Consider the following 22,362-nt stretch of genomic DNA (forward strand, 5'->3'; position numbering starts at 1 on the left):
GATGCTGGAATTTTACGGAAAAACATTTGAAAGCCGCCTGCTATTGGGAACGGCGCAATATCCGTCCCCCTCTATTCTTGCTGACAGCGTCCGCTCGTCAAAGTCGGAAATCGTGACGGTTTCGCTGCGGCGCGAGAGCGGAAATATGCGTGCCGGTCAGGACTTCTGGACACTGATCAAGGATCTGGGTGTTTCGGTTTTGCCCAATACTGCCGGGTGCCATACCGCACGCGAAGCAATCACCACGGCAAAAATGGCCCGTGACGTTTTCGGCACAAACTGGATCAAGCTTGAAGTCATCGGCGATCACGACACGTTGCAGCCCGATCCTTTCGGACTGGTGGAAGCAGCACGAATTCTCTGCGATGAGGGTTTTGAGGTCTTTCCCTATATGAATGACGATCTTGTGGTTGCGGAGAAACTGATTGAGGCAGGCTGCAAGGTGTTGATGCCATGGGGCGCGCCGATTGGTTCAGGTCGCGGCCTCAACAATCCTTATGCGCTTAAAACCATGCGTGCGCATTTCCCCGATATTCCACTGGTCGTGGATGCCGGTATTGGCGTGCCATCGCACGCTGCAACCGCCATGGAACTTGGCTTTGATGCCGTGCTAATCAACACCGCCGTTGCCAAAGCAGGTGATCCAGCCGCTATCGCCCGCGCTTTTGCACTCGCTGTTGAAGCTGGGCGCATCGCCTATGAAGCCGATCCGATTGAAGCCCGCGACATGGCTGCCCCCTCCACTCCATTACTCGGAAAGGCATTTTTGTAATGGCCCTTGATCCGTTCTACCCGATCTTTGACAGCGCCAGCTGGTGTGAGCGCATGGTGCCGCTTGGCATCAAACTCGTGCAGCTGCGCATCAAGGATAAGAACGACGCTGAACTGCGCGCAGAAATTCGTGCAGCTCGCGAAATTTGCGCGCGATATGATTGCCAGCTCATCGTCAATGACTACTGGAAACTGGCGATTGAGGAAGGCTGCGACTTCATACATCTCGGTCAGGAAGACCTTGATGAAGCCGATCTCGATGCAATCCGTGAGAGCGGTGTGAAGCTCGGTGTATCCAGCCATGACGAGGCTGAACTTGATCGCGCATTAGCGCTAAAGCCAGCCTATATCGCGCTCGGCCCTGTCTATCCGACCATTCTCAAAAAGATGAAATGGCATGAACAGGGACTGGACCGCGTCAGCCAATGGAAAGCCACCCTTGGTGATATTCCGCTCGTTGGCATTGGCGGCATGAATGTGGAGCGCGCGCCGGGCGTCTTTAAAGCCGGAGCTGACATTGTATCCGTCGTCACCGACATCACTCTCAATCCTGATCCGGAAGCCCGCGTTCGGCAGTGGATCGAAGTTACACGCCCCTATCTAAAGTAGACCTAATATTCGCTTTAACGCGCATCTTGTCCGAAAACCGCTTCACACTTTTCGGGATGCGCTCTAACCGGAGGAAACATTGAAAAAACTGATTTTTGCTGCGCTTTTCAGCGCCACGGCTTCGTTCGCCCTGATGTCAGCTCAGGCTGCTCACGCGAACGATAAATTCAAACTCATACTCGACTGGTATGTGAACCCGGATCATGGGCCGATCATCGTGGCCGACAAGCTCGGTTACTTCAAGGACGCGGGTCTTGATGTGGAAATCATCGCGCCCGCAGACGCCTCTGTGCCGCCCAAAATGGTTGCGGCTGGACAGGCTGATCTGGCAATTTCCTATCAGCAGCAGGTGCATCTCGATGTTCATGCCGATATTCCGCTGATCCGTGTCGGCACTCTGGTCGATTCTCCGCTCAACTGCCTGATGGTGCGTGACGATGGCTCGGTCAATTCGATTGCCGATCTCAAAGGCAAGAAGATCGGCTTCTCGGTCGCTGGTGTTGAAGAAACGGTACTTGGCACCATTCTCAAAAACCACGACATAAAGCTTTCAGATGTCGAACTTATCAATGTGAACTTCTCGCTCGCACCATCGCTGATGTCGAAACAGGTTGATGCGGTGATGGGTGCCTATCGCAATGTCGAGCTCAACCAGATGGCGGTTGAAGGGGTTGCGGGCAAATGCTTCTTCGTCGAGGAGGAGGGCGTGCCGGTCTATGACGAGCTGGTGTATGTCGCCAACTCAAACAAGCTGGATGCGAACGAAAAAGAACGGATTTCGCGCTTTCTGGCAGCCACCGAAAAAGCCGCGCAATATATCGTCAATCATCCAGAGCAAAGCTACGACCTGTTCGCGTCTTACAGTTCTGAACTCAAAGACGAGCTGAATCAGCGCGCCTGGAAAGACACGGTTGCCCGTTTCTCGCGCTCACCCGCAAGCCTCGATTATGGACGCTGGAGCCGTTACGAAACCTATCTCAAGGATAACGGTCTCGTGCCTTCGATCCTGCCTGTCGAGAAATTTGCAATCGACGTCAACGCGGGAGGTGACAAGTCATGAGTAACACGCTTTATTCATCTGAACTGTTCACCCGCCTGCGTGCCGCAACGCTGGATGACTGGAAGCCCTATATCGATCATGAATTTGTCCGCGGACTGGGCAATGGCACGCTGCCGAAATCGGCATTCCTGCATTATCTCAGGCAGGACTACGTTTATCTGCATCACTATGCCCGCGCCTTTGCGCTGGGTGTCGTGAAGGCAGGCAGCTTGCAGGAAACGCGGCTCTGCGCCGAAATCATGCATGGGCTGGCGGTCACAGAACTGCCGCTGCATGTCGGAATCTGCGCACGCGAAGGCATAACCGAAGACGATCTTTACAACACAAAAGAAGAGCCGGAAAACCTCGCCTATACGCGCTACGTACTCGATTGCGGGCAGGCAGGCGATTTCCTCGACCTGCTGACCGCGCTTGTTCCCTGCGCGCATGGCTATGGCGAAATCGGGGTCAATCTGGCAGCCACCGCACATACCGGCACACCCTATCAAGAGTGGATCGACACCTATGCAGGCGCTGATTATCAGGAGATGTGCCACACGGTTGGAAAGCTTTTTGATCAGGCTGCAAAAGACCGCATCGGCACGGATTTCGAGAGTAGCCCGCGCTGGCCAAAGCTCTGCCAGATTTTTGCAACCGCAAGCAGGCTCGAAGCGAACTTCTGGAGCATGGGTATTTCGGGGGGTCTTAAGGGAGCATGACGCGCATCGCTCCTCGCTCGCGCAAAAAACGCATCGCCGACGGGTTTCTGTCGGCGTTTGCTGTGCTGGCACTTTGGCAGGCTGTGGTGAGCATCTGGCAGATGCCGCGCTTCATCCTGCCCGGCCCGCTCGACGTCGTGCAATCACTCATCACCAATGCACAGTTGATCGCCGATAATGCAGTCGTGACATTTGGCGAGGTGCTGGGCGGGCTGTTTCTCGGCTCTGCCATTGGCGTTCTCACAGCCATAGGGCTGATGATGTCGCCGCTCGCACAACGGCTTGTCATGCCGGTGATGGTGTTCAGTCAGGCGCTTCCGATATTTGCACTCGCTCCGATCTTAACACTCTCGCTCGGCTATGGACCGGCATCGAAAATTGCCGTTACCATTCTGATGATCTTCTTTCCGGTCGTCTCCACCTTTCTGGATGGAATGCAACGGACGGATCAGACGCTGATTAATGCCGCCGAAAACCTTGGCGCCAAGCCCATGCAAATTCTGTTTCGTGTACGCATTCCCGCAGCTTTCCCGTCGCTTGCTTCGGGGTTAAGTCTTGCTGCCGTCTATGCACCAATTGGGGCTGTAGTGGGCGAATGGGTCGGAGCATCAAAAGGTCTTGGTTATCTGATGCTGCTCGCCAATGGTCGCGCCAAGGTCGATCTGATGTTCGCAAGCCTGTTCGTGCTGGCCGCCTTCACCATGCTTTTACATGCAACCATCTCGCATTTTTCGCGCAAGCTCGCCGCATGGCCGCGAAAGCTGTAAGGCAGCATTTTTGCCACACTCAATAGATTGAAATTAAGTTTCTGCATTTTGCCACTTGGCAAATAGATTTGCTCATTTATTGTGCAGCCATCTGAAACACTGGCAAGAGGTATGAGATGCGTGTCTATCCATTTCCGTCGGTGCCCGGTGTTAACGCGGGGGCATCCAAGCTTTAGGTCTTTGGCCCGTGTTGCAGGCTAAGGCCTGATCGCCCTCCCTAAAAGGGCATATTCCTAACAACTTCCAAATTTGCCGCAGCTCTCAGCAGCTGTTTGTTTTGTCTTCGTTTTCAAACATCGTTCGACGCAAAACCGCTTCGTGCTTTTAATGAAAATGATTTTAAAGGAACCAGAATCCGTCTTCGCGCGGCCTGGTATTATTCATATGACTCGGTTTCGTATCAATTTCCGGGGACCTGCTTTCCGCAATGTCCTCGGCTACACCTTCAGCCACTGGCGAAGTCAGCCTCTGCGGCTGACGCTGATTATTATCAGCATGCTGCTTGCAACGGCCGCAGACGTCCTCACACCACTCTATTCAGGGCGGCTGGTCGATGCGCTTTCGATCGGTCAGGATGGCGCATGGGATGCTGCCATTCACGCGCTGATTATCCTGCTTGCGCTGGGCGCACTGGCGCTGATTACGCGTCAGCTGACGTTCTATGTCATCACCGACTTCACGCTGAAGATCATGAGTGACATGGCAGCCAGTTCGTTTCGCAAGCTACAGCGGTTTTCGACCGACTGGCATGCAAATGCTTTTGCCGGATCGACCGTGCGTAAGGTTTCGCGCGGCATGTGGGCGCTTGACCTGCTCAATGACACGCTGCTGATTGCGTTATTGCCGTCTATCCTCATGCTTTTCGGCTCAGTAGCACTTCTCGCATGGTACTGGCCGATGATGGGCCTGCTGGTTGCAATCGGCTCGGTGCTTTTCATCGTCTGCACGATTGTGATTTCGCTGGGCTTTGTTGCGCCTGCTGCAACGCTTGCCAACAGCTGGGACACACGTATGGGCGGCGCTTTGGCCGATGCCATTTCGTGCAACGCTGTTGTCAAGGCTTTCGGTGCGGAAGGTCGGGAAGATGGGCGTCTTGCCAAGGTCGTCACCAAGTGGCGCTCGCGGACACGCCGCACATGGCTGATCGGCACGCTGAACGGCTTCATTCAGGGTGTAAACCTGCTGGTGATGCGCGGCGTGGTCATTGCTTTTGCGCTCTATCTCTGGAGCCAGGGCAAGGCAACGGCAGGTGATATCACCTTCGTTCTGACGGCCTTCTTCATGTTGCAGGGCTATCTGCGTGATGTGGGTATGCATATCCGCAACCTGCAGCGTTCGGTCAACGATATGGAGGAGCTGGTTCAGATCGAGGCCGAGCCTTACGGCATTGCCGACAGGCAAGGTGCGAACGCGATCAAGATCGGAAATGGCGAGATCACGTTTGAGAACGTCACCTTCCATTATGGCAGTCACGACACGGCTCTCTATCGCGACTTCTCGGTCAGGATTGAAGCCGGTGAACGGGTTGGTCTGGTCGGTCATTCGGGTTCGGGCAAGACGACTTTCATCAAGCTCATCCAGCGTCTCTACGATGTGAGTGGTGGCGCCATCAAGATTGATGGACAGAACATTGCCGAAGTCACACAGGCTTCACTCAGATCGCAGATTGCTATCGTGCAGCAGGAACCAATCCTGTTTCACCGGACGCTGGCCGAAAACATCGCCTATGCTCGCCCCGGCGCGACACAGGCAGAGATCGAGCATGCAGCCATGCTTGCCAGTGCGCATGACTTCATCATGCGTCTGCCAAAAGGTTATGCAACGCTCGTTGGTGAACGCGGTGTGAAGCTTTCGGGTGGTGAACGTCAGCGTGTGGCGATTGCCCGCGCATTTCTGGCAGATGCGCCAATCCTAATTCTGGACGAGGCAACATCGAGCCTTGATTCAGAATCGGAAGTGCTGATTCAGCAGGCGATGGAACGGCTGATGATCGGTCGTACAACGCTTGTCATCGCACACCGGCTTTCGACAGTTCGCGCGCTTGACCGCTTGCTGGTCTTCGACAAGGGCAAAATCCTTGAAGAAGGTGATCACGATGCGCTCATCCGCAAACCGGGCGGCATCTATCGCCGCATGTTCGAACGTCAGGCGTTGGAACTGACCAAGGGACTGGAAGACGTTCTTCCATCGTAAGAAATGAAGCGGGGCCGGAAATACCGGCCCCGTTTTACAGCGGTTCCAGTTAGAAATGAATCGTTGGAACCACTGTAACTATTTGTTTTTACGCATTATCCGACGCAAAACCGCTTCGCACTTTTGCTGGAAATGCTATAAACTCATGTTTTTACCCATGTCTTTAACTCAAAACAGGGTTCCCGCTTTTGGGAGACATGCTTTACTCCGCCACCTTGCCCGAAGATTGGCGGATAATCAGCTTATATTCGATATGGCGCGACGGCGATGTGTTGTTGGTATCAATCTGGTGGAGCAGCATATCCACGGCATCACGCGTCATTTCGCGGATTGGCTGACGCACCGTCGTAATCTGTGGCGACACCATGCTGGCAATCGCACTGTCATCGAAGCCAACAACCGTTAGTTCGGCCGGCACATCAATCTTGTAATCATAGGCAATCTGCAGAACAGCAGCCGCCATGTCGTCATTCGAAGCAAAAATGGCAGTCGGCCTGTTTTGTAGCGATAGCAGTTTTCTGCCTGCAGCCAGACCGCTTGAAAAGCTGAAGCCGCCTTCAAATTCATAATCGGGATTGTGATCAATCCCCGCTTCATCAAGCATACGGCGATAGCCTGCCAGACGCTGCTGCGCCGAGCGGTGGGTCAGATCGCCAATCACAATCGCAATCCGGCGATGCCCCATATCGAGCAGATACTTCATCAGATCGAGCGTGGCCGCCTCATCGTCGATGGCAACGCTGTCAGTCGGATGCACATTGAAATCACCCGCCACACGCGCAAAAGGCATGGCTGAGGCAATCAGCTCCTGCAAAATCTCGGGATCATCCGACATGGGCGGTGTTACGATAATGCCATCAAGGCCTGAAGCATGGGCCGTTTCGATCAGCGATCCGCGAATATCCGCACGGTTCTCGACTGGAAATATCAGCAGTCGATAACGCGTGCCTCGCAGACGATCCAGCGCCCCGACTTGCAATTCCGTGACATAGCTGTGGCTTGGATTTTCAAAGAATAATCCGATGAGATGCGAGCGGCGCTCGACCAGATTGCGCGCCGCGGCATTAGGGCGATAGCGTAATTCAGCACCCGCCTCTTTCACCCGCTCACGGATCGTATCGCGGACATTCGGCTCGTCATTGTAAACGCGTGAAACTGTCTTGATCGACACGCCTGCCAGGCGCGCCACATCATGGATCGTCGCTCTCTTATTGGATGCGGCCATGGCCGTTATGCACTCTCTCCCCAGTGATATGCATAATTTACTAGCTGCTTTGCTCTAAAGCGCAAAGCTCTAAAGCGCGATGCGCTTTAGCTATTGTTCTTACGCTTGTCTTTATCCCCAAAACCAGCATCCACTTTTGGGAAACATGCTTCAAATGGAACATATCTTGGAACGGGTGAGAAAGCGCTTCTCGCGGCCATTATCGAGCGAAAACATACCGCCGCGCCCCGGCACGACATCAATGATGAGTTCCGTGTGTTTCCAGGCCTCATACTGAGAACCGCTGATATAGAACGGTGCACCGCCGATTTCACCCAGCTTCACATCCGCATCCGAAAGCAGCAGATCTCCCTGCGGATAGCACATCGGCGATGAGCCATCACAGCAGCCGCCAGACTGGTGAAACATGATCGGGCCGTACTCGTCCTGCAATTCTGCGATCAGCTCCAGCGCTGCATCGGTAGCAGTAACCTGCTCTTGTTGAGCGACTTGCGGCATGGTTCCTCCTCCCATCGCAACAGCCGCCGCATCACTACGGCGGCTCTAATAATAGTATGGACCGATTACTGCGTCAGGTCCATCACGACACGGCCTTCGATCTGGCCTGCGCGCATTTCGTCAAAGATGGCATTGATATTGTCGATCTTGTCGGTGCGGATCGTTGCTTTAACTTTGCCGTCCGCTGCAAAATCAAGAGACTCCTGCAGATCAAGACGCGTTCCAACAATGGAACCGCGTACGGTCACGCCGTTCAGCACCATGTTGAAGATCGACAGTGGAAACTCGCCAGCTGGAAGACCGTTCAGCGCGATCGTCCCGCCGCGTGCTGCCATGCCGATCGCCTGTTCAAAGGCCTTCGGCGACACAGCCGTCACCAGCACGCCCTGCGCGCCACCGTCAGTTTCCTTCTTGATATAGGCTGCCGGATCATTATGCGTCTTGGCATTGACCGTGACTGTCGCACCAAGCTTGCGTGCGAGATCGAGTTTCTTGTCGTCAATATCGACGGCAGCAACATTCAGCCCCATGGCCTTGGCATATTGCACAGCCATATGACCGAGGCCGCCAATGCCGGAAATCACCACCCAGTCACCCGGTTTGGTGTCCGTCACCTTAAGCCCCTTATAGACCGTCACGCCTGCGCAAAGGACGGGCGCAATTTCATTGAACTCGATGTTCTTTGGCAGGTGGCCAACGAAATTCGGATCGGCCACTACAAAATCGGCAAAACCGCCGTTCACCGAATAGCCGGTGTTCTGCTGCTCTTCGCAAAGCGTTTCCCAACCACCAAGGCAATGCACGCAATGACCGCAAGCCGTGTAGAGCCAAGGAATGCCAACGCGGTCGCCTTCTTTCACATGCTTGACGCCGCGACCGACTGCCGAAACGAAACCGACGCCTTCGTGACCTGGGATAAATGGAGGATTGGGTTTTACCGGCCAGTCGCCTTCGGCGGCGTGGAGATCGGTGTGACATACGCCAGAAGCCTGAATTGCTACCTGAATCTGGCCATCGCCGGGCACTGGGATCGGCACTTCGTCGATGGTCAGTGGTTTGCCGAATTCGCGAACCACGGCAGCCTTCATTGTTTTAGCCATTACGAAAACATCCTTCTGTTTTACGCGCATCTTACCCAAAAACCGCTTCGCACTTTTTGGGATGCGGCACTTTTCCTGCGCGCATCTTACCCAAAAAACCGCTTCGCACTTTTTGGGATGCGCTGTAATGGGCCGGATTGGCAGGCGCGAAGTCCTGCCGACCCGACCCTTTCCTGGGAGGAAACAGCGGGGGAAACGACCTCTGATCGGAAGTGCGATGGAGGTCGTACTGTATCGATGAAACTGCAAGGAAAGCGGCAGTCCGAGGCTCGAAAGCCACGGACCACCCTGTTTTTTAGAAGAAGCCGAGCTTCTTCGGGCTGTAGCTCACCAGCATGTTCTTGGTCTGCTGGTAATGGTCGAGCATCTTGAGGTGGTTTTCACGACCGATACCCGACTGCTTATAGCCACCGAACGCCGCATGGGCCGGATAGGCGTGGTAGCAATTGGTCCAGACACGACCGGCCTGAATGGCGCGACCGAAGCGATAGGCGCGTGTGCCGTCACGCGTCCACACACCGGCACCCAGGCCATAAAGCGTGTCATTGGCAATCGAGAGCGCTTCGGCATCGTCCTTAAACGTTGTAACCGAAACAACAGGACCGAAGATTTCCTCTTGGAAAATCCGCATCTTGTTGGTGCCCTTGAACACAGTCGGCTTGACGTAATAGCCGCCTGCCAGATCACCGGCCAGCTCATTGCGCCCACCGCCCGTCAGCACTTCCGCGCCTTCCTGCTTGCCGATATCGATATAGCTCAGAATTTTTTCGAGCTGCTCGCTGGATGCCTGCGCACCGATCATGGTTGCCGGATCAAGCGGATCGCCCTGAACGATAGCCTCAACGCGCTTCAATGCGCGTTCCATGAACTTGTCGTAGATCTTTTCATGGACCAGTGCACGGCTCGGGCAGGTACAGACTTCGCCCTGATTAAGCGCAAACATGACGAAGCCTTCGATAGCCTTGTCGAAGAAATCGTCATCTTCGGCCGTCACATCGGAGAAGAAGATATTTGGCGACTTGCCGCCCAGTTCCAGTGTGACTGGAATAAGGTTCTGGCTGGCATATTGCATGATGAGACGACCCGTCGTCGTTTCACCGGTAAAGGCGATCTTGGCAATGCGCGGGCTCGACGCCAGCGGCTTGCCTGCTTCAAGACCAAAGCCATTGACCACGTTAATGACGCCTGCTGGCAAAAGATCGCCAATCACTTCCATCAGAACAAGAATGGAAGCAGGTGTCTGTTCTGCAGGCTTCAGCACCACGCAGTTACCAGCGGCAAGTGCTGGTGCCAGCTTCCACACAGCCATCAGCAGCGGGAAGTTCCAAGGAATGATCTGGCCGACAACGCCGAGCGGCTCGTGGAAGTGATAGGCGACCGTGTCGTGATCGATTTCGGAAATGCCACCTTCCTGCGCGCGGATTGCGCCCGCAAAGTAGCGGAAATGATCGATTGCCAGCGGCAGGTCGGCATGAGTTGTTTCGCGGATCGGCTTGCCGTTATCCCATGTTTCAGCAGCAGCAAGCTTTGGCAGGTTTTCTTCAATGCGGTCTGCGATCTTGTTGAGGATCACAGCGCGTTCTGCCGGGCTGGTTTTGCCCCATGCTTCTTTCGCTGCATGGGCTGCATCAAGTGCTGCATCGACATCGGCCGCATCGGAACGCGCGACTTCGCAAAGCACCTGACCATTGACCGGCGATGTGTTGTCGAAATAGCGGCCAGACTTGGGTTCAACCCATTTGCCGCCAATGAAATTGCCATAACGTTTGGCAAACTCCGGCTTTACGGAGCGATGAAATTCAACTTTGTTCATGACATTCCTCCCAAAGACAACGCCGCTCCTACGGCGTTTCAAACATAATTTGGCGCGGCTCTTGGGAGGAGTCATCCAGCGCTTTATAGTATGCAGTATCAATGTGTCTCAATAATGAGACAGTTTGCAAAACCGAATTCAGATTTTATCGCACCACCCAGTTTAAGCCCGCTTGCAGCGCGTGTCTTTTCCCAAAAATTAGCCCCTAATTCGGGAGATCTACTTAATTTGGCCGGATGATCTTGAGGCGGTTGAGCTTGCGGTGGAGCGTGGCCCGGCTGATGCCCAGCAGCTTGGCAGCGGACGAAACATTGCCGTCCACGCGCGCAATAGCGCGCAGAATAACGCCTCGCTCGGACTCCGCCATATCCTCGCGCGGATCAGCGTTCCAGCCGAGAAGATCAGCCGCAGGCAAGGCTGTCAGAAGTGCTTCATCAGTCAGATCGAGCGAAAGGCGTGCAGCACGCGTGGCACCAATCACAAGGTCGTCCTTGTCGACAGCAATCAGCGCTCCGCCGGTACGGTCGGCACTTGGTGCCAATACGATACGCGCATCAGGAAATGCCTGCCGGAAATTCTCAGCCTCAATGCGGCGTGCGGCATCAATCACCGCGACCGAAATCAGCTGTACAAAGGCCTCGGTCAGATCGCTGCGGCAAGACGATACATCGAGTGCCGCCATCAAGCGGCCCTGATGGTCATGAATGGGCGCGACCGTGCAGGAAAGCCCAATATTGCGTGTATGAAAATGCTGGTCGCGATGGATGGTCAGCGCACGTTGTTCGGCAATGCAGGTGCCGATGCCATTGGTGCCTTCAACCGCTTCACTCCAGACGGCACCGGTCCAAAGACCCCAATCATAAAATGTATCGTCATCACCCGCAGCACCGCGACGCTCGACTGGTACGCCTTCACTGTCGGCCAAAAGCACGCAACAACCAACACCCCCAACCGCCATATAGAGGCGATCCATGCTGGCTTGTGCAATGCTAATCACCCGTTCCATACGCTGGCGTGCGGTTCGCAGTTCATGATCAGAGAGCGTTTGAACGGAGCCTGTTTCTGCTGGGTCGAGCCCATAAAGACGCGCAGAACGGCGCCATGAAGCAACCAGCGCCGAGCGGGCGGCTCCTCCCGTCTCAATCTCGGAATGGATACGATCTGCGTGTATCCGGTCTTGCGGCGCACCCATGTTTTCCTCCCAGAAAGGCTGGAAACGGCCCACTGGAAAGATAATGACTTTTTATCGGACCGGTTGCAAGCGAGCCGTTACGCGACTTTGGCAGGTTGGACGAAAGTCTCAAGCGAAGAGACTTCAATCGCATTCATGCGCAGGCCAAGCTTGGTTCGGCGCCAGAGAATATCTTCTGCCGTATGTGCCCATTCATGCTCCATGAGATAGCGTACTTCCGCCTCATAAAGATCAGCACCCAAATGTCGTCCAAGCTCTTCCAAAGATTTGGATTTACCCAGCAAAATACGTGCGCGTGTTCCATAGAGCTTAAACAGGCGACGGGCATGGAGGTGTGGCAAGAACGGATAATCAGCTTTCAGCTTTTCCAGTTCCCGGTCAAAAGCCGTTGCCTCAAAATCACCACCTGGCAGAGACGCGGCATGGGTCCAAGGAGCACCTTTCTTGCCAAGATGATGCTCGATCTTCTCAAGCATATGCTCGGCCAGCCTGCGCGCGGTGGTCAGCTTACCACCAAACACATTGATGAGTGGTGCAGCTCCCTGCGGCGCATCTTCTTTGAGCACATAATCGCGGGTTGCTTCCTGCGCCTTGCTTGCACCGTCATCATAGAGCGGACGCACGCCGGAATAGGTCCAGACAATATCTTCAATCCGCACCGGCTCGCGGAAATATTCGCTTGCCGCAGCGCAGAGATAATCGGTTTCCTTGTCGCTGATCGCAACCTTGGCGGGATCACCTTTATAATCCTGGTCGGTGGTGCCAATCAGCGTAAAATCATCTTCGTAAGGAATAGCGAAGATGATGCGCCCGTCATTGTTCTGGAAGAAATAGGAGCGCGGATCGGAGAACTTTTTGCGCACCAAGATATGGCTGCCTTGCACCAGACGCACATTATGCAGCTGACGATCGCCTTCGACACCCTCCAGCACCTTATCAGCCCATGGGCCGGCTGCATTGACCAGGAGACGCGAGCGAAACTCTTCGCGCAGACCTGTATCGATGTTTTCGAGCGTTACCGTCCATGCTTCATGGTCACGGCGAGCAGAAACAACCTTGGTGCGGGTGCGGATCATCGCGCCACGATCAGCAGCATCTCGTGCCGTCAGCGCAGTAAAGCGCGCATCGTCCACCCAGCAATCCGAATATTCGAAAGCCTTTGTGAAAAGTGGCTTGAGCGGTGCGCTCGAAGGATCGGTGCGCATATCGAGCGTACGCGTGGCTGGCAGCTTCTTGCGGCCACCGAGATGGTCATAAAGGAACAGGCCAAGGCGCAGTAACCAGGCAGGGCGCACGCCACCCTTGTGAAAGGGAAGCACAAAGCGCATCGGATGAATCAGATGCGGGGCATTAGCCCAAAGTACCTCGCGTTCCATCAGCGCTTCGCGCACCAGGCGAAATTCGTAATGCTCCAGATAGCGCAATCCGCCATGTATAAGCTTAGTGGCACGCGACGAGGTGCCGCTTGCCAGATCGTTCATCTCGGCAAGACCGACCGAAAAGCCACGGCCAACCGCGTCTCTTGCAATGCCGCATCCATTGATGCCGCCACCGATTACGAAAATATCAAAAATTTTATGCTGCGCCATGGCTAAACCTGAAGACCTCTCCAACCACCAAAGCGAATATAAGTCATTTCATACGAAAGTGAAACGAAAATGAAACGAAACTATGATTCTTTCTTTTCGTTCGGTTCGTCCTCAGCCGTCTCAATCAGTTCGACCTCGTTTTCGCGGCATAATTCACGCAATTGCTGCGATGGGCACCGGTCGGTAATAAAGGTATGAACCTGCGAGATATGGCCAAGGCGGACAGGAGCGGTCCGTTCAAGTTTGGTTGAGTCGGTCACGAGAATGACGTGGCGCGCATTGGCGATGATCGCCTGTGCCACCTTCACTTCTCGGAAATCGAAATCGAGCAGCGCACCATCCTCATCCATCGCCGATGCACCGATGATTGCGTAATCGACCTTGAACTGCCGGATGAAATCGACGGCAGCTTCACCCACGATACCGCCATCAGATGCGCGTACCACACCGCCAGCGATGACGACCTCGATCTCCGGATAGACACGCAAGGTATTGGCGACATTGATGTTGTTGGTGATGACCATCAGGTTGTTATGGTCGATCAACGCATGACTGACGGCCTCAGTTGTCGTGCCTATATTGATGAACAGCGATGCACCGTCAGGGATCATTTCAGCCGCAGCCCGACCGATCAGTTCCTTTTCATGCGCAGCAATACGACGGCGCGCCTCATATTCCATGTTCTCGACACCGGACGGATAGAGCGCCCCGCCATGAATACGGCGCAACAGACGCGCCTTGCAAAGATCGTTGAGATCCTTGCGCACAGTCTGCGGCGTTACATCGAACGCGCTCGCAAGATCATCGACGAGAACCTGCCCCTGTCGGCGGGCGATATCCAGAATTGCGTTGTGACGAGGGGTAAGCTGCATTTTGTTCCCGGCAATGGAATTATTCTAACAACAATTTCGTAATTTCGCTGTTTTGCAAGAGAAAGCAACCGCTTGATGACAAAACAGCCAGAAGCACTGATCCAATGTAGCAATTTTCATCATAGTTTCCGGATTGCGCGCTGCACCATCTCACATTTAACACCCGAGAGTCTTCAACTTGAGCAAGACGCCATAAACTTTGGTTTAGAAGCAAAACTAAGGAAATGGTTTCAAAGATCGAAATATACAAACGATAACAATATAGATTATCAACAACAAAAACCTTACACATTGTACGTAAAACGTAATGCAATATTTATATTTCAAGAATCTTATTTTTCAATAATATAGAAATAATCCTTTTTGCACGCAAAATGGCAATAACAAAATAAATGATAATGGCGCCCTTATCATAATCAAAGCATGTGAAATGAAATAAAAGTCGAAGGGGTTGGCTATGTCTAAACTGGGTATCCTTTGCTTATCTGGCGCATTTATCCTCTTCGGAGGGAGTGCGTTCGCTCAAACTGTGAATGTGGACAACAATACAAACTCGTCATCGCAGGCCGGTGCTACCGCCATCGCCGTTGGAGGCGGCTCCGACTCGCCAAGTAAGATTAAAACGACGGTACCTGCCTTTGCGCCGGGACTTGTTGCAGCGGGTGTACATTCCTGCGCAGGCTCAACAAGTGCCGGCGTCGGCGCAACAGGCTGGGGCCTGGGCTTTGGCACAACATATGAAATGCGTGAATGCAACCGGCGGGCCTATGCGGCAGCACTTCTCGGAATGGGGCAAAATGCTGCCGCACTGGACCTGATCTGCCTCAACAAGGAAGTCAGAGCATCCCTGAATGCGACGGGCGTTTACTGTCCATCACAGGGCGCCGCAGCCCGTTCGGCATCGGTACAACGACAAACACGGCAGGCACCGCTTTTGGCGTCTGTTTCCAACGAAGAGCCCGCGGCAATCCCCGCAAGCTCAACCGGAACGACGGCATCACCACCAATTGCCAGCCGCAAGCGTACCTACTCAGCAAAGGCACTTGGCTTGAGTTCCGATCAACTGCGCGCCAAAGGATGCGTTCTGCGTACAACAGAAGGCAATAGCCGGGCCTGGCATTGTCCGGGACCGATTATGTAGATCTGGAGCGACTTAAAGCATCGGTTTGAAGCTTTTTTGAACCGATGCTCATTCACGAACCAAAGATTGCTCCACGCGAACACACATCGCCGATACAGCCTTTTACTCATATGCAATCACCCGTCACCGAATGGGTAGCGGGGTATATCGTCGGGATATGCCTGGCAGAAGGGGTTTGACCCGATTTTGTCAGAACAGGAGGAGTTCATCGTGAAGAAAATCATCATCGCATCTATTGCACTTCTCGCGGCTGGCGCCTTGCCAGCTGCAGCACAAACGGTCAACTGGAATGGTAGTTTTGGGGGCGCCAGTGGCGCAGGTTCTGCCGTAACTGGCGGCTTCGCGTTTGGTGCAGGTTCGACTGCGGCAGGACAGGCTGCAACAACAGGCTGGGCGGAAGGAAAAGGCACAGTCGTCGGGCTTGGCGGCAAGATGGGCCATTACGGCGCAAGCGCCGGTATTGGTTCGGGCTATTTCACTTCCGGCTCCGGCGGTCAGACTGCGGCCATGGCGCAGTCGGGAACCGGGTTTTTCGGTGGCAGCTCAGCGGGCACCGCCTTTGGCACCACCTCTGGTGGGTCGTCCGGCAGCATTAGCCTTCGCCCCTGAATGGAGTTGGATCACATATCTGTTGAGCGAAAACCATCGTTCCAAAGGCTCGACAGACTATTCAACCAACTCAAATGACAGCAGCGGAAGACCGTTACGCCGCGTCCTTCCGCTCAGAAAAGAATGAGAGTCCCCTCAAAGGATACCCGCTCTCATTCTGTAGGGGCAGGTGAAAATCTGCCCCTACCCTTTCTTTTGAATATGCCGCCGGCTGTGCATTTTATGCGCCTTGAAAACTATGAAGCGCCGGCTGATCATGTCAGTCCGACGCTTCATAGATCCCCAAAATCACATATATGCATGCTGATTACGTTATTCTCCGCTGAACTTATTGCCGTACATCTTGTGAAGCTTACAGGCGACTTCGGTGCGATTTGCTGCACCTATCTTTCTCATAATATTATGGACATGGGCTTTGACTGTGCCTTCGCTCATGCCAAGTTCAAAAGCGATGATCTTGTTCGACTTCCCCACCCGGATCGCATGAACCACTTCGATCTCGCGCATGGTCAACAGTTCACCCAGTACATCGTCGCTCATGTCCTCCGAAGGAGGTTTCATCAGCATGGACGCTGGCACATACATCCCACCTGCAAGTGCCAAATGAATGGCTTCAACGCAGATCTTGATATCGACTGATGTTGGAATATAGCCACGCGCACCGATCTCCATCGCGCGCAAAACCTGCGACCACTCCTCCCGCTCTGCCAGCAATACCAACGGGATCGGAGCCCAGGCCTTGATTGCCGCTTCCACTTCATCCGAGAAGAAGGGATCTGCCAAACGTTTGGAACCGATATGCATGAGCACAACAATAGCGCCATTCAGCGGCATGTTTCTATCGACTGACGCGAAGCTTACAACGGGCAGTTTAAGCCCATTCATCATGAGCCCGTTAAAGATACACTCTCGCTCCAGATTGCTTTTACAGACAAGCATAAGATGAGGCTCATCCTGCAAAGGCAATCCGGCTGCATATTCTCCGCCCTGCATCCGTTCATTTGCCACAATGGCAGATCCATCGCTCACACCGCTAGGTGATGCCCATGAGTACCGTTCTCTCATTTCCAACATTGCTTAGTATCCCCTGTTACTCAGGTTTGTATTCAACACAAAACACTAGTCATGCCAAAAACTGCGCTAGTTTATTAGGAATTTTATTGCTAATCCCGATGAACACTGGTCTAAATATTGCTATCATCAAATAAACGTGTCATTAACTTATGTTAGCACTTTATAAAAAAATGTACTCGCCATAAGAACGACTTCGGGAACAGAAGGTTATAGAGTCTATAACTTTCGTTGGGCATAGGCAGCGAATGCATAGTGGTAATCAGAACACCACCGCCCTGATGATCGACGGCCTGGTTAGTTTATTGGAATCCCCTCCAATTCTGGCCAAATTAAACGCGCAGGAAAAACAGTCCCTACAATCTCTCGTTCTTTCCGAGAGTAGCTATCCCGCCGATGCAGTGATTATTGAGCAGGGAGCCAGCATCAGGAGTATCCATCTGGTTCGTTCGGGATGGGGCTGTGTTTATCGAGACCTGTCGAGCGGGGAACGTCAAATTATAGACTTTCCCATGCGGTGCGATTTCGTGGGACTGAGAACCGGCGACGGTTACAGCTACAACACGATCAAATCGATTACCCCGATGTCGCTTTATGAAATACCACTGTCATCTCTCGAAGAAACAATCTGGCAAATCCCGCGCCTGAGCATGATTTTCATTGAGCTGCTTTCACGACAACGCTCCATGCTCATTGAACATCTGACAAATATTGGCTGCCGAAGTGCTTTTGTCCGTACTGCACATCTTTTGCTGGAGCTGTCTGACCGCGTTAAATCATGCGGAATGGGTGATGCAGACTCGTTTTATTGCCCACTGACCCAGTATCAGCTTGCAGACGCACTGGGCCTGACGCCAATTCACCTTAATCGGATGATGCGTGAGCTTCGAGAGGAAGGTCTGGTGATGTTTCGATCTTACAAGGTCGAAATTCTCGACAGGCAACGGCTGGTCGAAATTGCAGAATATGACGGCCAATTCATGCGAATGTCCGTCTTCGACAAATCCATTTAAGCAATTATTCTAAGAGAGAAAATGGTCGGAGCGAGAGGATTCGAACCTCCGACCCCCTGATCCCAAATCAGGTGCGCTACCAGGCTGCGCTACGCTCCGTGACCATCAAAACCGAGACTCTGTGGTCCGGCTGTGAGCGGCTTATAGCGCCGCTGTTTTCAAGCCGCAAGGGGATCAAGCGGCTTTTTTTAAGCTATTTTGTAAGATCGTGTGTTTAGCTGGCTTATCTATGCGAAAGCGTCCCTATTTCACGCAAAAACAGGCGCTTCCCCAGCACCGAACGCAACGAAATCCAGGTTGGCAAAGCCTTTCACAGTTCCGTCAGAACGTGCGCCATAGATCATTGGCTTGCCGTCGAAAGTCGTCGTCATGCCACCGGCTGCACGCAGAACTGCGTCACCTGCTGCCGTATCCCACTCCATTGTCGGGCCAAAGCGTGGGTAGAGATCCGCCTCCCCACGTGCGATCATGCAAAATTTGAGCGATGAACCTACAGACACGCATTTGCCACTATGATTGAGTTTCAGGAACTCCTCGGTTTCAGATGTCAGATGGGACCGACTGCACACCACAACCTTTTCAGGTGGTGCAATGCGAGCGGCAATCGGGCGCCTGCTTATAATCTGATGGTCGGCAGATGTTGCTACTTCCTGTGCACCCTCACGGCTCCCCACATAAAGCAGGTTGCGCACAGGCGCATAGACAAGGCCCAGCACCGGCACTCCATCCTCAATAAGTGCGATATTCACCGTGAAATCGCCATTACGCAGCAGAAACTCGCGCGTACCATCAAGCGGATCGATCAGAAAGAATTTCCGGCCCAGATGTGCAGGCAGACGGCCTGCGGCCGCTTCTTCCTCGGCCACCACCGGAATGCTTGGTGCAACCGATGCAAGAGCAGTTAGGATTACAGCTTCTGCCGCCTGATCCGCTTCCGTTACCGGCGACTGATCCTTCTTGGAATGGACCGCACAACCATCCGTGTAATGTTTGATAATGACGCGACCAGCCTCAAGGGCTGCATCCTCGAGAAGGCTCAGCAAAGCTTTGCCGTTCGGATCGGCTTTAGGGAAGGCTGCTGTTGTCATTTCTCAAATCGACCAGGAATCACTGCCATAGCTGCCGATAATACCGCGCTCGGCCAGATACTTTTCCACTTCCGCGACGAGTTCGTCAATGTCGCGACCTGCGGTGTTGAGATGCAGCTCCGGCGAAAGCGGTGCTTCGTAAGGTGAGTCTATGCCGGTGAACGCCTTGATCTCACCACGTAGAGCCTGCGCATAAAGCCCCTTTGGATCACGCGCCATGCATTCCTCAATCGGCGTATCGACGAAGATTTCGATGAATTCACCCTCCGGCAAACGCGACCGCACGCGATCGCGTTCGGAACGGAACGGCGAAATGAACGAAACCAGTGTAATCAGCCCTGCATCGGCCATAAGACCAGCTACCTCGCCAACGCGACGGATATTCTCGGCACGATCTTCATCAGAGAAACCAAGATCGCTGTTAAGGCCATGACGGACATTATCGCCATCCAGCAGATAGGTGTGCTTGCCAAGCGCATGAAGCCTCTGTTCAAGCTGGTTGGCGATGGTGGATTTCCCCGAAGCGGACAGGCCCGTGAACCAAAGCACAGCCGGTTTCTGGAATTTCTGCGAAGCCCGCGCCTGCTTGTCGAGATCGAAAGCCTGCAAATGCACATTGGTTGCCTGACGCAGTGCCTGATCGATCATGCCAGCACCCACCGTTGCATTGGTGAGACGATCAATCAGCACGAAAGCACCCGTCACGCGATTGTCCGAATAGGGATCGAAAACGATCTGGTCCGCTGTCTGAAGATGGCAGAGACCAACTTCATTGAGGTCGAGCCGTGTCGCTTCTTCCCGCGCAAAAGTATTGACGTCAGTGCGATATTTAATCTCGCTGATCGTCACCGGCGTCTGGTCGGTTTCGGTGCGCAGCAGATAGGAGCGCCCCGGCTGCAAGGCATCTTCACCAAACCATACAATATTGGCGCTGAACCGATCCGCCACTTCCGGGCGCGCCTCTGCACCCACCAGCATGTTGCCACGAGAAACTTCGATCTCGTCTTCGAGAACCAGCGTCACCGCCTGCCCGTCGGTTGCGCGGGCCAAGTCACCATCATAGGTAGCGATGCGCTTAACCTTCGATTGCTTGCCCGACTTTGCAACCACGACTGTATCGCCTTCAGCAATCGATCCTGAGGCAACCGTGCCTGCAAAACCACGGAAATCGAGGTTTGGCCGGTTCACATATTGCACCGGGAAGCGAAACGGCTTGCCGATACTATCCGCTTCAAGACGCACTGTTTCCAAATGTTCCAGCAGATAGGGGCCTTCATACCAGACGATGCGCGATGAGGGGCTACTGACATTATCGCCGAAGCGTGCCGACAGCGGGATTGCCTGAATGCTGGCAAAGCCCAAATCTTTGGCGAAGCTCATATAATCAGCAACAATACGATCAAAAGCATCTTTTGAGAAATCAACCAGATCGATCTTGTTGACGGCCACGACAATGTGCCGAATGCCCAACAGCGAAGCGATGAAGCTATGGCGGCGGGTCTGTGTCAGCACGCCCTGCCGCGCATCGATCAGCACCACCGCAAGATCGGCCGTCGAAGCACCTGTCGCCATGTTGCGCGTATATTGCGCATGGCCCGGCGTGTCGGCCACGATGAACTTGCGGCGTGGGGTTGAGAAAAAGCGATAGGCTACATCGATAGTAATGCCCTGTTCGCGTTCGGCTTCCAGACCATCGACCAGCAGCGCAAAGTCGAAATCGTCATCCGTGGTGCCGAATTTACGGCTGTCGTTCTTCAGCGTCGCCAGCTGGTCCTCAAAGATCAGCTTTGTGTCATAGAGAAGTCGCCCGATCAGCGTGGACTTACCATCATCGACCGAACCGCAGGTGAGAAAGCGGAGCAGCGTCTTGCGTTCCTGATCGGCGAGAAAATCGCTGACGGCTGCACTTGTTACAGAGGGTTTCAATACGGCGTTCATCAGAAATAGCCCTCACGCTTCTTCTTTTCCATTGAGCCCGCTTCATCGCGATCAATGGCACGGCCCTGCCGCTCGGAGGTGCGGGCGATCAGCATTTCTTCGACAATATCGGAGAGATTTGTGGCGCTTGACTCAATGGCACCCGTCAGCGGGTAGCAGCCCAGTGTGCGGAAGCGCACCAGTCGTTCCTCCACCTTTTCACCGGGACCTAACGTCATGCGGTCATCATCGAGTTTGATCAACATGCCGTCGCGCTCCACCACCGGGCGGGGAGCGGCAAAATAAAGCGGCACAATCGGGATATTTTCCTGCAGGATATACTGCCAGATATCGAGTTCGGTCCAGTTGGAAAGCGGGAACACGCGGATCGATTCACCGGCTGCAACGCGGGTATTATAGACCTTCCACATTTCCGGACGCTGGTTCTTCGGGTCCCAGCCGTGCTGAGCATTGCGGAATGAAAAAATGCGCTCCTTGGCGCGAGATTTTTCCTCGTCGCGACGCGCACCGCCAAAGGCGGCATCAAACTTGTATTTATCAAGCGCCTGCCGCAAACCCACTGTCTTCATGACATGGGTATGGACGTTTGAGCCATGCGTGAATGGGCCAACACCATCACGCACACCGTCTTCATTGATATGAACCAGCAGCTCAAAGCCCTTTTCGTGGGCCTGCGCATCGCGAAACTCGATCATCTCGCGGAATTTCCAGGTCGTATCGACATGCAGGAACGGAAATGGCGGAGGAGCCGGGTAAAATGCCTTCATCGCCAGATGCAGCATGACAGAGGAATCTTTACCCACCGAATACAGCATAACCGGGTTGGAGAAGGTCGCGGCAACTTCACGGAAAATATGAATTGCTTCTGCTTCCAGACGCTGAAGATGCGTCAGGTTTTTGGTCAGGGATGCATGATGCACGTCGATATCTCCGGGAGGCCAGCTCAACTGGCTAAATCGCTGGTTTGCTATGACGCGCATTGTCATGAAAGGCAGGGCAAAAGGAAAAGTATGCTATCGCGTATTGCGAAACGCTTGAGCGAAAACTTGCCTGTTTTAAGCCAGATGGAGGAAGAAACTTGCGCCAAATCGAAAAGCCCGATTTTCGCCCAAGTT

General features: G+C 53.8%; 20 protein-coding genes and 1 tRNA gene. 9 read left to right on the plus strand and 12 right to left on the minus strand.

Annotation, left to right across the window (positions count from 1 at the left end):
* The first annotated feature begins 1 nt into the window (after position 1).
* The 6 genes from ABWV94_RS04885 (at position 2) to ABWV94_RS04910 (ending at position 6,098) form a co-directional block, all read left to right on the plus strand.
* Positions 2–772: a thiazole synthase gene (locus tag ABWV94_RS04885; RefSeq protein ID WP_105518105.1), complete on the plus strand. Its 771-nt coding sequence runs from the start codon at positions 2–4 to the stop codon at positions 770–772.
* Positions 772–1,380: a thiamine phosphate synthase gene (locus ABWV94_RS04890; protein ID WP_113496030.1), complete on the plus strand. Its 609-nt coding sequence runs from the start codon at positions 772–774 to the stop codon at positions 1,378–1,380. The genes ABWV94_RS04885 and ABWV94_RS04890 overlap by 1 nt, the downstream gene beginning before the upstream one ends.
* A 79-nt stretch (positions 1,381–1,459) precedes the next feature.
* A complete protein-coding gene (locus ABWV94_RS04895; RefSeq protein ID WP_113158861.1) occupies positions 1,460–2,440 on the plus strand; it encodes an ABC transporter substrate-binding protein in 981 nt (326 codons plus the stop codon).
* On the plus strand, positions 2,437–3,138 hold the full coding sequence (gene tenA, locus ABWV94_RS04900; protein WP_113158860.1) for a thiaminase II: 702 nt from the start codon (positions 2,437–2,439) through the stop codon (positions 3,136–3,138). The genes ABWV94_RS04895 and tenA overlap by 4 nt, the downstream gene beginning before the upstream one ends.
* Positions 3,135–3,905: an ABC transporter permease gene (locus ABWV94_RS04905; RefSeq protein WP_353412741.1), complete on the plus strand. Its 771-nt coding sequence runs from the start codon at positions 3,135–3,137 to the stop codon at positions 3,903–3,905. Before tenA ends, ABWV94_RS04905 begins: the two co-directional genes overlap by 4 nt.
* A 384-nt stretch (positions 3,906–4,289) precedes the next feature.
* Positions 4,290–6,098 (plus strand): ABC transporter ATP-binding protein, encoded by a 1,809-nt coding sequence (locus tag ABWV94_RS04910; RefSeq protein WP_194779141.1) that lies wholly within the window; start codon positions 4,290–4,292, stop codon positions 6,096–6,098.
* Between the two features lie 202 nt (positions 6,099–6,300).
* On the opposite strand, the gene ABWV94_RS04915 is transcribed toward ABWV94_RS04910, so the two are convergent.
* The 7 genes from ABWV94_RS04915 to ABWV94_RS04945 form a co-directional block, all read right to left on the minus strand.
* Positions 6,301–7,323, minus strand: coding sequence for a LacI family DNA-binding transcriptional regulator (locus ABWV94_RS04915; protein WP_007873368.1), 1,023 nt, complete (start codon positions 7,321–7,323; stop codon positions 6,301–6,303).
* A 150-nt stretch (positions 7,324–7,473) separates the two neighbouring features.
* Positions 7,474–7,821, minus strand: a complete 348-nt coding sequence (locus tag ABWV94_RS04920) for a DUF779 domain-containing protein (protein WP_007873367.1) — start codon at positions 7,819–7,821, stop codon at positions 7,474–7,476.
* Positions 7,822–7,886: 65 nt separating this feature from the next.
* Positions 7,887–8,921: an alcohol dehydrogenase AdhP gene (gene adhP, locus ABWV94_RS04925; protein WP_007873366.1), complete on the minus strand. Its 1,035-nt coding sequence runs from the start codon at positions 8,919–8,921 to the stop codon at positions 7,887–7,889.
* Between the two features lie 295 nt (positions 8,922–9,216).
* Positions 9,217–10,734 carry an aldehyde dehydrogenase gene (adh, locus tag ABWV94_RS04930; RefSeq protein WP_064320092.1) on the minus strand — a complete coding sequence of 506 codons (1,518 nt, stop codon included), beginning with the start codon at positions 10,732–10,734 and terminating at the stop codon, positions 9,217–9,219.
* Positions 10,735–10,957: 223 nt separating this feature from the next.
* Positions 10,958–11,926 (minus strand): GAF domain-containing protein, encoded by a 969-nt coding sequence (locus tag ABWV94_RS04935; protein WP_064320091.1) that lies wholly within the window; start codon positions 11,924–11,926, stop codon positions 10,958–10,960.
* A 77-nt stretch (positions 11,927–12,003) separates the two neighbouring features.
* Entirely contained in the window at positions 12,004–13,515 is a 1,512-nt protein-coding gene (gene glpD, locus ABWV94_RS04940; protein ID WP_113496035.1) for a glycerol-3-phosphate dehydrogenase, read from the minus strand.
* 80 nt (positions 13,516–13,595) lie between these two features.
* Positions 13,596–14,387 (minus strand): DeoR/GlpR family DNA-binding transcription regulator, encoded by a 792-nt coding sequence (locus ABWV94_RS04945; RefSeq protein ID WP_007873360.1) that lies wholly within the window; start codon positions 14,385–14,387, stop codon positions 13,596–13,598.
* Between the two features lie 457 nt (positions 14,388–14,844).
* Here ABWV94_RS04945 and ABWV94_RS04950 point away from each other — a divergent pair, with 457 nt between their 5' ends.
* Together ABWV94_RS04950 and ABWV94_RS04955 are read left to right on the plus strand one after the other, a co-directional pair.
* Complete coding sequence (locus ABWV94_RS04950) at positions 14,845–15,528, plus strand: hypothetical protein (RefSeq protein WP_143853325.1); 684 nt, start codon at positions 14,845–14,847, stop codon at positions 15,526–15,528.
* A 210-nt stretch (positions 15,529–15,738) separates the two neighbouring features.
* A complete protein-coding gene (locus ABWV94_RS04955; RefSeq protein ID WP_007873357.1) occupies positions 15,739–16,137 on the plus strand; it encodes a hypothetical protein in 399 nt (132 codons plus the stop codon).
* A gap of 312 nt (positions 16,138–16,449) precedes the next feature.
* Here ABWV94_RS04955 and ABWV94_RS04960 read toward each other — a convergent pair whose 3' ends face one another.
* Entirely contained in the window at positions 16,450–17,211 is a 762-nt protein-coding gene (locus ABWV94_RS04960) for a helix-turn-helix transcriptional regulator (protein WP_079211432.1), read from the minus strand.
* Positions 17,212–17,456: 245 nt separating this feature from the next.
* On the opposite strand from ABWV94_RS04960, the gene ABWV94_RS04965 reads away from it, so the two are divergent.
* Entirely contained in the window at positions 17,457–18,221 is a 765-nt protein-coding gene (locus tag ABWV94_RS04965; protein WP_064320089.1) for a Crp/Fnr family transcriptional regulator, read from the plus strand.
* 22 nt (positions 18,222–18,243) lie between these two features.
* Here the strand turns inward: ABWV94_RS04965 and ABWV94_RS04970 are convergent.
* From ABWV94_RS04970 to cysD, 4 genes are all read right to left on the minus strand, one after another.
* Positions 18,244–18,320: transfer RNA gene (locus tag ABWV94_RS04970), tRNA-Pro, on the minus strand.
* Between the two features lie 149 nt (positions 18,321–18,469).
* A complete protein-coding gene (gene cysQ / locus ABWV94_RS04975) occupies positions 18,470–19,309 on the minus strand; it encodes a 3'(2'),5'-bisphosphate nucleotidase CysQ (protein WP_113496036.1) in 840 nt (279 codons plus the stop codon).
* A 3-nt stretch (positions 19,310–19,312) separates the two neighbouring features.
* Positions 19,313–21,247 (minus strand): sulfate adenylyltransferase subunit CysN, encoded by a 1,935-nt coding sequence (cysN, locus tag ABWV94_RS04980; RefSeq protein WP_353412746.1) that lies wholly within the window; start codon positions 21,245–21,247, stop codon positions 19,313–19,315.
* The gene (gene cysD, locus ABWV94_RS04985; RefSeq protein WP_113496038.1) at positions 21,247–22,167 is read right to left on the minus strand and encodes a sulfate adenylyltransferase subunit CysD; all 921 of its coding nucleotides are present in this window, start codon (positions 22,165–22,167) and stop codon (positions 21,247–21,249) included. The genes cysN and cysD overlap by 1 nt, the downstream gene beginning before the upstream one ends.
* Between the last annotated feature and the right edge of the window lie 195 nt (positions 22,168–22,362).

The organism is Brucella sp. NBRC 12953 (genome assembly GCF_040369775.1).
GTDB lineage: Bacteria > Pseudomonadota > Alphaproteobacteria > Rhizobiales > Rhizobiaceae > Brucella > Brucella pseudogrignonensis.